Annotated in this window: 11 protein-coding genes; 2 read left to right on the top strand and 9 right to left on the bottom strand. The window is 51.6% G+C overall.

The window, feature by feature from the left end; all coding sequences use genetic code 11:
* Positions 1-9 precede the first annotated feature (9 nt).
* The 9 genes from H144_RS0110745 to H144_RS0110705 all read right to left on the bottom strand — a co-directional run bounded on the left by H144_RS0110745 (position 10) and on the right by H144_RS0110705 (position 9814).
* On the bottom strand, positions 10-390 hold the full coding sequence (locus tag H144_RS0110745) for a co-chaperone GroES (protein ID WP_019942063.1): 381 nt from the start codon (positions 388-390) through the stop codon (positions 10-12).
* A 100-nt stretch (positions 391-490) separates the two neighbouring features.
* On the bottom strand, positions 491-1960 hold the full coding sequence (locus tag H144_RS0110740; protein WP_019942062.1) for an MBOAT family O-acyltransferase: 1470 nt from the start codon (positions 1958-1960) through the stop codon (positions 491-493).
* A 4-nt stretch (positions 1961-1964) separates the two neighbouring features.
* Entirely contained in the window at positions 1965-2909 is a 945-nt protein-coding gene (locus H144_RS0110735; RefSeq protein ID WP_026350591.1) for a glycosyltransferase family 2 protein, read from the bottom strand.
* A gap of 72 nt (positions 2910-2981) precedes the next feature.
* Complete coding sequence (locus tag H144_RS0110730; protein ID WP_019942060.1) at positions 2982-4679, bottom strand: hypothetical protein; 1698 nt, start codon at positions 4677-4679, stop codon at positions 2982-2984.
* The gene (locus H144_RS0110725) at positions 4663-6099 is read right to left on the bottom strand and encodes a DUF6056 family protein (RefSeq protein ID WP_019942059.1); all 1437 of its coding nucleotides are present in this window, start codon (positions 6097-6099) and stop codon (positions 4663-4665) included. The genes H144_RS0110730 and H144_RS0110725 overlap by 17 nt, the downstream gene beginning before the upstream one ends.
* Positions 6092-7042, bottom strand: a complete 951-nt coding sequence (locus tag H144_RS0110720) for a glycosyltransferase family 2 protein (protein ID WP_026350590.1) — start codon at positions 7040-7042, stop codon at positions 6092-6094. The genes H144_RS0110725 and H144_RS0110720 overlap by 8 nt, the downstream gene beginning before the upstream one ends.
* Before the next feature lie 85 nt (positions 7043-7127).
* Positions 7128-8051, bottom strand: a complete 924-nt coding sequence (locus tag H144_RS0110715) for a DMT family transporter (protein WP_019942057.1) — start codon at positions 8049-8051, stop codon at positions 7128-7130.
* A 3-nt stretch (positions 8052-8054) separates the two neighbouring features.
* Entirely contained in the window at positions 8055-9137 is a 1083-nt protein-coding gene (locus H144_RS0110710; RefSeq protein WP_019942056.1) for an LptF/LptG family permease, read from the bottom strand.
* A 14-nt stretch (positions 9138-9151) separates the two neighbouring features.
* Positions 9152-9814: a metal-dependent transcriptional regulator gene (locus H144_RS0110705; RefSeq protein ID WP_033402494.1), complete on the bottom strand. Its 663-nt coding sequence runs from the start codon at positions 9812-9814 to the stop codon at positions 9152-9154.
* A 155-nt stretch (positions 9815-9969) separates the two neighbouring features.
* Here H144_RS0110705 and H144_RS0110700 point away from each other — a divergent pair, with 155 nt between their 5' ends.
* The gene (locus H144_RS0110700; RefSeq protein ID WP_033402579.1) at positions 9970-11322 is read left to right on the top strand and encodes an Nramp family divalent metal transporter; all 1353 of its coding nucleotides are present in this window, start codon (positions 9970-9972) and stop codon (positions 11320-11322) included.
* Positions 11323-11407: 85 nt separating this feature from the next.
* Positions 11408-13354 (top strand): KUP/HAK/KT family potassium transporter, encoded by a 1947-nt coding sequence (locus H144_RS0110695; protein WP_019942053.1) that lies wholly within the window; start codon positions 11408-11410, stop codon positions 13352-13354.
* Positions 13355-13382: the final 28 nt, after the last annotated feature.

Raw genomic sequence — 13382 nt, 5'->3', positions numbered from 1 at the left:
CACGCCCAACTATTCAAACAAATCCTCCGAACGTTCCAGCATCAGTATCGAAGACTGCGGAACGATCACGTATTTCTGGCCGTCGTATTCGAGGTCGATGGCGTTGCGTTGCAGGTAAATGGCCAAATCGCCTTCCTTGGATTGCAAGGGCATATATTTTACTTTTTCTTCGGTTTCCTTCCAGGGCTCGTCCTCCGCAGCCACGGGAATGGGATAGCCCGGCCCTACCTTGATCACATAGCCGGTTTGCACCTGCTCTTTTTCAGTCACGGTCGGCGGCAGGTAAAGGCCGCTGTTGGTGCGGTCGCTGGGGCTTTTCGGGCGGATCAGAACGCGGTCGCCTACTACGATCAGGCTTTTGAGCCTGTTGTCGGATGTTACTTCGTACATTTTAATTGATACTTAAATCGGTAATAAGAACGTCGGGTTGTCCTTCAAAAATGAGGTAACAAATAATTAAGAGCAAATGTTTGCCACTTTCTCCTTCCTTTTAAAACTGGAAGTAGATGAACTGATTTTCCGAAACGACGCCGAGAAAGTAGTTCGCCAGCAGGATCAGCGGGAAGAGGATGAAGAAAAACGTCGTATTCCGGGTGGGGATTTTCAGGTAAAAATGCTCCTTAATGAGCAGGAACACGATCAGGAACACGCAAAGTCCCATTTCTACCTGGTTCAAAGGCGTTTGTAACGGATCGGAGAAGGAAAAGCCGGCCATTTTTTCCAAAATCAGGAACGAGCGGCCCACCGGTGCTTTGTGATTGCGGAAGAACACCCAGGTAAGGGTGACGAGCACAAACGTCAAAATCATATTCAGGACATCCATAAAGGCGTTTTTCGGCACTTCGATGCCCGCCTTTTTCAACCATTTGTCCCGCAGCGACGCCGCCACCTGGTACGAACCGTGCAATGCGCCCCAGATAACGTAATTCCAGCTCGCGCCATGCCAGAGCCCGCTCACGAGGAATACGATAAACTGATTGCGGTATTTGACCCATTCGCCCTTCCGGTTGCCGCCTAGCGGAATGTAGAGGTAATCTTTAAACCACGACGAAAGCGAAATGTGCCACCGCCCCCAGAACTCCGAAATGGATTTGGAAATGTAGGGCGTTTTAAAGTTGTCCATCAATGTAAAACCCATTACGCGGGCTGCACCAATGGCTATGTCGGAGTAACCCGAGAAGTCACAATAGATCTGGAATGCGAAGAAAACGGTGGCTACGATGAGCGTAAGGCCATTGTGTTCAGCGGGGTTGTTATAAGCCTGATCGACAAGCATCACCAGCCGGTCGGCGATCACCATTTTCTTGAAAAAACCGAAAGCCATTTGCATCAGCCCTTCCTTTACCTGCTCGAAATCGTATTTGAAAAACGAGTGGTACTGGAAAAGCATGTTCTGCGGCCGCTCGATCGGGCCAGCCACAAGCTGCGGATAAAACATCACATACAATGCATAAATCCCGAAATGCTTCTCGGCTTTCTGGTTACCGCGGTATACCTCGATGGTATAGCTCATCGCCTGGAACGTGTGGAACGACAACCCGATGGGTAACAGCAGCTTCCCACTGCCGGTGGTCATCCATTCGGCGATCGGGCCGGGAATGAGGCGCGTGAACGAGGGGAACATCGGCCGCAGATGCAGGTTGGTGAGAATGGTATTCACCGAATCCTGCACGAAATCGTAATATTTAAAGAATGCGAGAATGCCGATGTTGGAGATCAGACTGATGACCAGCAACAGCTTTTTCTGCTTCTGTTCCTGCGATTTCTCGATCCATATGCCGGCATAGTAGTCGATAATGATGGTGCCAAACAGGATCAGGATGAAAACCGGTTTGAAAACCATGTAAAAATAACAGCTCGTCAGGAGCAGGAGCACCCAACGGCCGGTCCACGACAGGCTGAAATACGCCAGCGTGACTACTATGAAAAAAATCGCAAATTGAATCGAATGAAAATCCATCAGGTCAAATGTACTCCCGGTTGACTATTTCCTCTTTAATAATGTACAGGGGACGGTTTTTGGATTGAAAAAAAATCCGGAGCACATATTCTCCAATAATGCCCAGGGCCAACAGTTGCACGCCGCTGAACAGGATAATCACAAAAAGCAGGGCTGCAAAACCCTCGATCACGTGGGCAAAAAACAGCTTTTTAAGCACCACGGTAGCAAAATAGATCAAAGAAATGACAATGGCGGTCATGCCCACCCGACTCATAAACTTGATCGGGAACTCACTGAAATTGAAAATACCATTGTAGGCAAGCCGGAAAAGCTGTTTGAACGAATATTTCGACTCGCCCGCCGCCCGCGCATCACGCTCGTACTCGTAGCCGGTTTGCTTGAAACCGATCCACGAGCGCATGCCGCGCAGGTAACGGCTTTCTTCCGGCATTTTATTTAGTACATCCACTACCCGCCGGCTGATCAATGCGAAATCGCCGCTATCGAGCGGGATGTCCACATAAGATATCGAACGGAGGATACGGTAAAACCAATGGTAACCCATTCGCTTGATAAAACCCTCTTTCCGCTTCTTCCGAACGGCATATACCACGTCGTTGCCTTCCTGCAACAATTTGTAAAATTCCGGTAATAGCTCCGGCGGGTCCTGCAAATCGCCATCGATCACGAACAGCGCCTCGGTACCGCGGGCGGCTGAAATGCCGGCCGTCAAGGCCAGCTGGTGGCCGTGGTTCCGTGAGAGAAAAACGCCGTGATAGCGCTCGTCCATCAATGCTACCTGCCTGATTTTAAGCGCTGTATCATCCCTACTTCCATCATCGATCAGCACCACTTCAATCGACAGCGGACTGGCGTCCATCAATGCGTTGATACGTTGTACCAGCAGCGGAAACGTCTCCGATTCATTATACAGCGGCGCGACAATGGAAATTTGAGGAGTTTTCAATTTGCTAAGTTTTTCAATGACCAATAGCGGCAAAAATACACCTTTCGATGCATTATCGAAATATTCAGTTATTTAAGGTATTGTCACTTTTCCAAGAATGCCACCTTTCAGCGCTGTACCTTCCACATTCACAACACCCAGGTCGTAAGTGCCTGGCAGCAGGGAGGCATGTGGTATTTCAATGTCAAAACCCTTGTCGTACTGCTTAAAAAAATTGCGTCCCGCATACTTGTGCGGCTCCATTTTGAAGAAATACAAGCGCTGCGCATTGCGCACGAACGCATATTCGCCGTTCGAGCGCAGGGGTGAAATGGTGCCTTCCGGGTCGTTGATGTAAATGCCTTTATCGCGGTGCGTGACAGTTACCTGGCGTTCCACCGGGAAGGCCGTCGTGAGCGCATGCACCTGGCGGCCGAGCTCGTTACCTTCTTTCGGGTAGCTGTATACACCCATCGAAACAAGTTCTTTCATGAGGCTATCCACATATTTCGCGCCTTCCGAATACGGTACGTGGCCCAGACCGAAGCCGTTATGCTCCTGGTTATAGCCATTTACGGAATAGTATTTGCGCCGCTCTGCGATGACCGGCAATGTAGCGTAAATGGATATTCCCCAAATGGCCAAACCAACGAATGCGGCCACTTGCAATGCCCGTTTCCGCAGGTTTTCACTTTTGGCAGAAACAATAAAAGTAAGGTAAACGACCGTCAGGAACAGCGCCGGGTAGATTTTGTAATTACTTACAATCATGACAAAAAAGCCAAACCGCGGCCGCAGCAGCCCGATTACCAGCGCTTCTACCAATAGAAAACTCAGAATCCCCAGCAGAAAAGCGTCCAGGTTAGTCATACCGCCCGTATTCGTCGGCGTGAGTTGCTTTCTGAATGCACCGAATGTCCGTGCCTGCCACGGACCGAGCTGCCGCCAAAGCCAGATTACCACCCAGATCATCGCGGTGAACGCCATGATCACCGGCAATGCCGAGCGTACGACAATGGTTTTTTCAGGAAAAAAGTCGAACAGACCGCCCAGGAATGCGAAGAAGCCCAGCACAGACAGGTGCGGATATTGGGCAAAAAACGCGAAGCTGGACTCGTTACCCTGCGCCGACATACCGTAGAAATACAGCCCTACCGCCACCGCGCCTACCAATATCCAGGCCGCCAGCTGTTTGTATTGTGAACGCAATAAAAGCACCGCCACGCCCGCAGGCCACACAAATATGCCGCTGCTCATCGCGTACGTAGCGCACACGCCCGCGAGCAACGCGCCCGCAAAGCGGTTTCCCGAGAGCAAAAACATGGTGAGTACCACGAAGAAAACGACCGGCTCATGCTGCCAGCCGCATATGGCCCAGAGGAAAATGAGGTGATACTGCAATTGGAACAGCAAAAACGGTACCGGCAGAAAATACCAGCCACTGAGATTCGAGCGCCTGAATGCACGCCAGAAAACTGCCAGCGTACCCAATGTGAACAGCGCTGCGCCAATGTGCAGAAACGTGAAGTTGAGGTGCCCGGTAACCCAGTAATACGTGAGCGTAGCCAGCTTGCCGACCACCATCCGATGTTCATTATTGGGCTGGAAAAGCAGTTTTATACGATCGGATAATGCATCGCTCGTGATCCATTTGTGCAGAAAGTCGGGAAACGGGTCGAAATCGTCGTACCAGGGCAGGTTTACCGAATAATACAGGATCACGATCACCCATACCACGACGGGCAGGGACATTACCAGGAAGAGAAGCGGCTTTTTATTGCTGTTGTTCACCTTCGGTATCTTTCATGTAAATGGCCTCCTTGCCAAAATAACCCGCCGTGCATTTGTTCCACCAGTGGTTGCGGTCGGTTTTGATATCGTCGTCGAGGAAGATCGTCATCGGTTTCGAGCGGATCGGCGGCAGGTACAGGATGTCCTCCTGCGCGTTCTTGATCAATGCATAGCGTTGGTACATTTCCTTGTCGAATGCCGCCGCTTTGCCTTTCAGCAGGTCGGAGTACATCATTTTTACATTGCTGCTGCGAACGAACGACATTGCTACGGACACGACCAGTACCGCGCAGACGATGCCATACCGCACGGTGGTGAAATTCAATGCGGTAAACTTTCGCTGTTTGATATAATGAAATACCACGCCTATCATGTAAAACCAGCCGATGAGGAAGAAGAAATACACGCAGTTGATCACGCGGGGCGTGGGCTCGATGCCTACGCCGTAATAGGAAGGGAACAGCTGCGCCGACAGTACGCCGATAAACAGCAGCACGGCGTACCATATGGGGATCGAGAAGTAGTTGCGGGCGCCGTCGGACAGTCGCGAAAGCACGAAAATCCACGCCAGCGAGAAGAATATCAGTGGCGTACGGAAAACCCAGTCGTACCCGAGGTAAGCCAATTTCTTAAATGAAGAAACTACCGAGAACGGGATGTTGCCGCCCAGCGGGTTGCCACCGATGCGCGCCGCATTGCCCGGAGACGCGAAGTAAAAGTAGCACGAAAGGCCCGTCACCACCGCCATCGCAACCATGAATGCATCCACTTTGCGGTGGAAAAGCACCCGGTAAGCCAGCCACGCGCCCACAAGGAGCACCATAATAAGCAGGTTGGTTTCGCTGCTGCCGATCACGGCGAATATCAGGAACCCCGACAATGCGCCCACCAGCAGCTTGGCCGGCTGCGTATCCTGCCGGTACCAGCGCAGCACGAGCACGATCCAGAGCAAGGTGAGGATATTCGGCACGGTATAGGTCACGAAGGCCGCCATCCAGTAGAACGCCTCCGAAATGCTCATCATTTTAAGGATGTACAAAAAGAACACGACGCCTGCGAAGCCCAGATGCGCCAGCCTCGATAATGTGGGGGTTAAATGCCGGAAGAGGCTGTACAATGCGAATACCATTCCCGTAAGCAGGATGACAGGCAGCACTTTGAAGCCGATGATCGAATGGAATAGCAGCGGACTGGTATGGTTGAGGAAAATACCAAAATAGCGGCCGGTCCATTCGGTATAATACAGCTTCATGGCCTCGAACCAGCCGATTTTGAATACCGTGAAAATGTAGCAGAAGTCGTCCGCCGGGGACGGATGATTGAAATACGAAAGCGCCAGCAGCGGCACCAGCACGGTCAGCATCAGGAGAATATTGATCCAGTTACCTACAACCCGGTATTTTCTATAAAATCTATTCATTGACAATTTTTTCTATGATATAGCGTGGACGGCCTTTTACTTCTTCATAAATCTTACCGATATATTCACCGATCAGGCCAAGGGCCATCATGTTGAAACCACTGAAAAATGTGAGCGGCAGCATCGTCGACGTCCAGCCGGGCACGGTATGGCCGATCAGGAACGAAAAAAGAATGTACACGACGATCAGCATGGCGATCAGGAAATTCGCAAATCCGAAATACAGCACGAGCCGCATCGGGAATGTGGAAAACGAAGTAATGCCGTTCCAGGCGAAAAGCAGCATTTTGGAAAGCGGGTATTTCGTTTCGCCGGCCTCCCGTTCCAGGCGGCTGTAAAATACCTTCTCATTTTTAAATCCGATCAGCGGAACAATGCCGCGGAGGAACATATTGATTTCCCGGAAGTTTCCGAGCTCTTTGAGTACGCGGCGATCCATCAAACGGAAATCTGCATGGTTGAACACCACCGGTACGCCCATTTTTTGCATTAGTACATAAAAACCTTCGGCGGTGGAGCGCTTGAACCATGAATCGGATCTGCGGTCGGAGCGCACACCGTACACGATCATGGCGCCTTCGCGGTGCTTTTCGATCATGGCGGTTATCGCGTTGATATCGTCCTGCAAGTCGGCGTCGATGGTGATAAAGGCGTCGAAATCGTCGACGTGCTGTTCCAGACCGGCCATAATGGCGCTCTGGTGACCAAAATTGCGCGAAAGCCCTACCCCTATCACATTCGGGTCCTGGCTGCACAGGTCCTCGATGATCGTCCAGGTTTTGTCCCGGCTGCCATCGTTCACAAAACAGATGCGACTGTCCTCCGCAATGAGGCCCTGCTCCTTGATGCCGTTGTAGTACGTGTTTAATTTAGCATACGTCCGGTACAAGATCGCTTCCTCATTGTAGCATGGTATGACTAAAAGTAAACGAGCTGGATTCATAAGTCACCCTGTTGGTTGAATCGACAAAAATAGCAGTAATAAGTTAATATGCTCCTTCTCATCCCGCCCGGCGGTGCATTAACACCTATTTACCGGCCTCAATTATCTTTCGGTTACGTTTCCTCAAAATAGCCGTGGTCAACAAAGGGTACAGCAGCACGGCCAGCAAAATCAGCAGCGTGCCCATGTAAAATCCCTGCGTCATCCGCTCTTTTTCCCCGAATATAAAAAACGCCAGTGCAATGCCGTACACAGGTTCGAGGTTGATGGTGAGGTTGATAAGGTAAGCCGAGAACTGCTTCATCAGCTGCGTCGCCATCGTGCTCGCGTACACGGTGCATACGAATGCGAGGAACAAAATCCAGACCCAGTCGCCTGCCGCGGGGACGAATGGCGCGCCGCCATTCCAGTTTTTGTTTTCAGAAATACCTAAAAACAGTAGGGAAAACAATGTGGCACCTACCATTTCATAAAATGTGATCACCCACGCATCGATCCGCTGCACGAGGCGGCTGTTGGCCACCGTGAATGTCGCCGCCAGCATGGCGGAGGCCAATGCCAGGCCCAGGCCCAGCGCGTGGTCGAATTCAAATTTAAATACCACATACAACCCCGCAAACGCCAGAATCCCCAGCCCTACTTCCAGCGGCCGCACTTTTCGTTTGTTTACCAAAGGTTCCAGCAGGCTCGTCCAGAGCGAAGTGGTGGCCATTCCAGCCAGGCAAACCGACGCTGTCGAAACGCGGGCGGAGGAAAAAAACAGCATCCAGTGCGCCGAGAGCACAAAACCGACGGAAAGCATTTTGACCAGATCGCGCCCGGCAGCGGAAAACGGTTTTTTGAAAAACAATATCACCAACCCGAGCCCGACCGCCGCGAAAAGCGTCCGGTAGAGCACCAGTGCCACCGGCGAAATGCTCACCATCAGCCCCACAATGGCCGTGAAGCCCCAGATCATCACCAGGAAGTGCAAATGCAGGTAAGCGCGGACGGACGTAGACGACAGCATGATTTACCTCGGTAATGTTTTATAAAGCAGCACCCCGATGCCCGAAAAAACGATATTCGGCAGCCATACCGCGAACAGCGTATTAATGGTCCCGGCCTCCGCAACACCTTTCGAGAGCAAAAAGAAAAGAATGTAAATGAATGCGAGCATAAAACCGAGCGCGATCTGCCAGCCCACCCCGCGACGGCTCTTCCGCGCCGACACGATCACGCCGATGGCCGTCAGGATCAGGATCGCGAACGGCTGGGTGAAACGGGTGTATTTTTCAATGAGGTACACTTCCAGCCCATCGGCGCCGCGGCTTTTAAGCAGGTCGATGTAGGCATTCAGCTCGGGTAACGTAAATGTTTCGAAGAGGTTATAATCGCTTTCGAAATCTTTGGGCGAGAGGTTGATGGTCGTATCGATGGCCGTTCCGCGGCTCAGGCGCTCGCCGAGGCTGTCGAGCGTACGTACCTGGTAGTTTTGAAGCGTCCATTTCCTCTTTTTCGGCTGCCAGACGATCTTTTCGGCGTAAAACTTTTGGAGCAGGTTCGTGCCTTTGATCGTCTCCATCGTGAATTTGTTACCCGTTTGCGTCGTGGTATTGTAGCTTTCCAAATATGCATACACATCGGGCGCGATGGTGATATGCACGTTATGCCCGCTGAAATAGAATTCGTTTTTCACATAAGTTTTCTCAAAACCATTGCGGATCTTGTTGGCCTTGGGCAAAATCCAGCCTACCTGGATGAACGTCAGAATCCCCAGTACCACTGCACCGGCCATGTAGGGCATGAGCATCCGTGTAAAACTGATCCCGCTGCTCAGCATGGCGATGATCTCCGTCCGCGCGGCAATGCGGGAGGTGAAAAACACCGTCGCGATGAACACCATCAGCGGACTGATGTAGTTGATCCAGTAAGGGATCAGGTTGAGGTAGTAGTCGATGATGATCTCTTTGAGCGGCGCTTTTTTGTCGAGAAAGTCATCCACCTTTTCCGTGTAGTCGATCATACAGATGATCAGTACGATGACGAACGCCACGAACACGTAGGTAATCAGGAAGTTTTTGATCAGGTACCGATCGAGGATTTTGAAGTTCATGGCTGGTTATGGTCTCATCGGCGCTGTACCAGCAGGTTTTTGGACACTTCGAGACTGATAAACAACGTCTGTCCGCCGTTAATCCGTACGGATGCCGACTTGTCGTATTCATTAATTTCCTGCACCTCTATCACCGCCCCGAGCGTAATCCCCGACCGATCAAGGTGTTGCAGGAAAGAAGGCGCATGGTCGAGTACCCCCATCATTAACACTTTTTCACCAACCTGCACGTCGGTCATGATCAGGTAATCGGGTTCTGTAAGGTTTCCTTTGGCGTCGGGGATGGGGTCGCCGTGCGGATCGAACTTCGGATGCCCCAGGAATGCGTCGAGCTTTTCCACCAGCACTTCGGACGGAATATGTTCCAGCTCTTCGGCAATATCATGCACTTCGTCCCAGCCAAAACCCAGTTTTTCGACCAAAAATACCTCCCAGAGCCTGTGTTTGCGGATTACCTTGATCGCCACTTTCTCCCCGCTTTCCGTGAGCGTAACGCCCTGGTATTTTTTATAATGGATCAATCCCTTGTCGGCCAGCTTCCGCAGCATGTCCGTCACCGACGCCGCGCGCGTAGACGTACTCTCTGCGAGCGCATTGGTACTCACCTCCGCGCCGTCGCGGCCGGAGAGTGCGTGGATGATCTTTAAGTAATTTTCTTCTGTGAAGGAGTTCTGCATGCCCAATATGCCCCGGTTACCAAATCTTGACTATCCGGCAAAAGTACGATTTCCAATCTGTAAATTAAAAAATTTAGGCTAACCTAAAAATATATTAAGAATTTCCTTATCTTTGATTTCAGAGAACTTAATTGTTTATTTCGGAGAGTACGGAAATGATTGACGATTTAAAAGTAAATTCATCATTGCAAGATAAAACGCCGGATCACAGCGACCAGCTCCGATCGCTGTCGGAAGTGCACTCTTCCATTTCGGTGCCGGAGGGCGCCGGTTTCTGGAAAAAAATGGCGGCATTCGCCGGGCCAGGGCTCATGGTGGCCGTAGGCTACATCGATCCGGGCAACTGGGCTACCGATATTGAAGGCGGCTCGCGGTTTGGCTACACGTTGCTTTCGGTGATCCTGATCTCGAACCTCTTTGCCATGCTTTTGCAGCATTTGTCGCTGAAACTCGGCATCGCATCCGGCCGAGACCTTGCCCAGGCCTGCCGTGATTATTATTCCCGTCCCGTATCGTTTGTGCTGTGGCTGCTCTCCGAAATCGCCATCGCCGCCACCGACCTCGCCGAGGTGATCGGCTCGGCCATTGCGTTGAACCTGCTTTTCGGACTTCCTCTGCCCATTGGTGTGTTGTTCACCGCATTCGACGTGCTGATTGTTTTATATTTTCAGCAAAAAGGATTTCGCATTATCGAAAGCATCGTGGCAGGGCTGATGAGCATTATCCTGCTGAGCTTCGTGTATGAAATGATCGTCTCGCAACCCTCGTTAGCGGGCATTATGGGCGGGCTTTTGCCGAAAAAAGAGATCGTGACGGACTCCGGCATGCTTTATATCGCTATCGGCATACTGGGTGCTACCGTGATGCCCCACAACCTGTATTTACATTCCAGCATCGTTCAAACCCGTAATTTCAAAAAGGATGAGGAGGGCAAACGTACCGCGATCCGCTTCGCGACCCTCGACTCCACCGTTTCGCTGGCGCTGGCGTTCTTCATCAACGGCTCTATCCTGATCCTCGCCGCATCGGCATTCCACGCCAACGGCCACTACACGATCGCCGACATTACCGACGCCTACCACCTGCTCGATCCCGTGCTGGGCGTAAGCTTCGCGGGGATATTCTTCGCGCTGGCATTGCTTGCGTCGGGCCAGAGCTCTACGCTCACGGGCACACTCGCGGGGCAGATCGTCATGGAAGGATTCCTTAATATTCGCCTGAAACCCTGGGTACGCCGGCTGCTTACCCGCGGTATCGCCATCATTCCGGCACTGATCGTTTCCTATTTGTACGGCGAGCGCGGCACGGCCGAGTTGCTGGTACTGAGCCAGGTAATACTTTCCCTGCAACTCAGCTTTGCGGTGGTACCTCTCGTATTTTTCACTTCCAACAGCAAAATCATGGGCCGTTTTGCCAATTCGCGGTCACTGGCGGCTATCAGCTGGGTAATAGCGCTCATTATTATCGGGTTGAACGGTTACCTGCTTTTCAACACTTTTACCGCATAGTGTCGCATTGACAAATTAAATTGCATGCTGTAATACCTTCTTTGCAAGCGGTTTCCTAACTTTCGCCGTTTTTACGAACAGGTGGATGGAATCAAAACACAAAGTTGACAAGGTAACGGCCGCCGGATTGCTGGTGGCGTTCGGCATTATATATGGCGACATCGGGACGTCGCCGCTCTATGTAATGCAGGCCATCATCATGAATGAGCCCATTACCGAAGAAATCATCTACGGGGCCATTTCCTGCATTTTCTGGACGCTCACGCTCCAAACCACCATCAAATATGTGATCCTCATTCTCCGGGCCGACAACCGCGGCGAGGGCGGGATTTTCGCACTTTACGCGCTCGTTCGCAAGCATGCGAAGTGGCTCACCGTTCCGGCGGTGATAGGCGGGAGTACGCTGCTCGCCGACGGGGTCATTACGCCGCCCATCTCGGTGTCTTCCGCAGTCGAAGGTTTGCAGCTGCTTTATCCTAATATTCAGACAGTTCCGATCGTCATCGCCATTCTCACGATGATTTTCGTTATCCAGGCGTTCGGTACCAAAGTGGTGGGGCGCGCATTCGGGCCGCTGATGGTGACGTGGTTCGTCATGCTCGGCGTGCTGGGCCTGAACCAGATCAAAAACCATCCCGAAATCCTCAAAGCGCTCAATCCCATTTACGGGTACGACCTGCTCACGAAACATCCCGGCGGTTTCTGGATGCTGGGCGCGGTTTTCCTCTGTACCACCGGTGCCGAGGCCTTGTATTCCGACCTCGGCCATTGCGGACGCGAAAACATCCGCATCAGCTGGATTTTCGTTAAAATTTGTTTGATACTCAATTATTTCGGTCAGGGGGCCTGGCTGTTGACCGAAATGGGCAACCTGCTCGATGCCCGCAAGCCATTCTACGAAATTATGCCCGAATGGTGGCTGCTGCCAGGTGTTGTCATCGCGACATTGGCTGCCATTATCGCCAGCCAGGCCGTCATTACAGGGTCATTCACATTGATTTCCGAAGCGATCCGCCTTAATTTCTGGCCCAAAGTACGCCTCATTTACCCCAGCGACCAGAAAGGCCAGCTGTACGTGCCGAGCATTAACTGGCTTCTTTGGCTGGGCTGCTGCGGTGTGGTGCTGTTTTTCCAAAAATCATCGAACATGGAAGCGGCATACGGCCTCGCCATTACGCTCACGATGATCATGACCACCATCCTGTTCTCCTATTATTTGTATATCAAACGGGTGAACCTCTGGATAGTGATCGTTTTCATGCTGCTCTACCTGTTTATCGAGGGCATGTTCCTGGGCGCAAACCTGCTGAAATTCACCCACGGAGGCTGGTTTACGATCATGGTCGGCACGCTGGTAGCCGGGCTGATGGCCGTCTGGCTCAAAGCATTTTACATCAAACTCAGGCTCACCGAATATACCAAGCTGGAAAAGTACCTGCCCGCATTGCACGAGCTGAGCCGGGATATCAGCATTCCGAAATACACGACGCACCTCGTTTTCATGACCAACGCCTCCCGCGCGACGGAGATCGAAACGAAGGTCATCTACTCCATTTTCCAGAAACGCCCCAAACGCGCGGATGTATACTGGTTTATCCACGTAGACATTACCGATGATCCTTACACGATGGAATACAAGGTGTTGTCCGACGAAGACAACCACGATAACGTCATCAAAATCAACTTCCGCCTTGGCTTCCGCGTCGATCAGCGGATCAATATGTTCTTCCGTAAGGTGGTGGAGGACATGGTTTTAAACAAAGAAGTAGACATTACCAGCCGGTACGAATCGCTGAGCAAGCAGAACATTACGGGAGATTTCCGGTTTGTCGTGCTCGAAAGGTTCCTGTCGTTCGAAAACGACCTGCCATTCTTCGAGCAGCTGGTCATGAAAACCTATTTCTTCGTAAAGGATTTCACGACACCGGAAGACAAATGGTTCGGGCTGGACAGCAGTTCGGTGAAAATCGAGAAGGTACCGCTCATTATCCGGCCGGTAGAGAATGTGAAATTGCGCCGGGTATTCACCTGATCGCGCCTCTCATACATTGGAAAGGATC

The sequence above is a fragment of the Dyadobacter beijingensis DSM 21582 genome (genome assembly GCF_000382205.1).
GTDB classification, from domain to species: Bacteria; Bacteroidota; Bacteroidia; order Cytophagales; family Spirosomataceae; genus Dyadobacter; species Dyadobacter beijingensis.
This window is presented reverse-complemented; position numbering and strand designations above follow the sequence as displayed.

Excerpts from the sequence above, each read along its gene's own strand:
- H144_RS0110700 (WP_033402579.1), top strand. The coding sequence starts at position 9,970 with ATGATTGACGATTTAAAAGTAAATTCATCATTGCAAGATAAAACGCCG.
- H144_RS0110745 (WP_019942063.1), bottom strand. The coding sequence starts at position 390 with ATGTACGAAGTAACATCCGACAACAGGCTCAAAAGCCTGATCGTAGTA.
- H144_RS0110725 (WP_019942059.1), bottom strand. The coding sequence starts at position 6,099 with ATGAATAGATTTTATAGAAAATACCGGGTTGTAGGTAACTGGATCAAT.
- H144_RS0110710 (WP_019942056.1), bottom strand. The coding sequence starts at position 9,137 with ATGAACTTCAAAATCCTCGATCGGTACCTGATCAAAAACTTCCTGATT.
- H144_RS0110740 (WP_019942062.1), bottom strand. The coding sequence starts at position 1,960 with ATGGATTTTCATTCGATTCAATTTGCGATTTTTTTCATAGTAGTCACG.
- H144_RS0110705 (WP_033402494.1), bottom strand. The coding sequence starts at position 9,814 with ATGCAGAACTCCTTCACAGAAGAAAATTACTTAAAGATCATCCACGCA.
- H144_RS0110715 (WP_019942057.1), bottom strand. The coding sequence starts at position 8,051 with ATGCTGTCGTCTACGTCCGTCCGCGCTTACCTGCATTTGCACTTCCTG.
- H144_RS0110695 (WP_019942053.1), top strand. The coding sequence starts at position 11,408 with ATGGAATCAAAACACAAAGTTGACAAGGTAACGGCCGCCGGATTGCTG.
- H144_RS0110720 (WP_026350590.1), bottom strand. The coding sequence starts at position 7,042 with ATGAATCCAGCTCGTTTACTTTTAGTCATACCATGCTACAATGAGGAA.